General features: G+C 52.5%; 1 rRNA gene. It reads right to left on the reverse strand.

The window, feature by feature from the left end:
* Positions 1-255 (reverse strand): 23S ribosomal RNA (locus tag MRBLMR1_RS30905); the annotation flags it as partial.

The following is a 255-nucleotide window of genomic DNA, read 5'->3' on the forward strand; positions in this document are numbered from 1 at the left end:
GGAGCTATTTCCTGGAACCGCTTCCCCGCCCAGACAATCCAATAAGTCTGAACAAGTTACGCAATCCGTCACTACCACCAGGCCCACGAATATTAACGTGGTTCCCATCACCTACGCATTTCTGCCTTGGCTTAGGGGCCGGCTAACCCTGCTCAGATTAACTTTAAGCAGGAACCCTTGGTCTTTCGGCGAGGGGGTCTCTCACCCCCTTTGTCGTTACTCATGTCAACATTCGCACTTCCGATATCTCCAGGG

The sequence above is a fragment of the Neorhizobium sp. LMR1-1-1.1 genome, from assembly GCF_040675795.1.
Classification (GTDB): domain Bacteria; phylum Pseudomonadota; class Alphaproteobacteria; order Rhizobiales; family Rhizobiaceae; genus Neorhizobium; species Neorhizobium cellulosilyticum.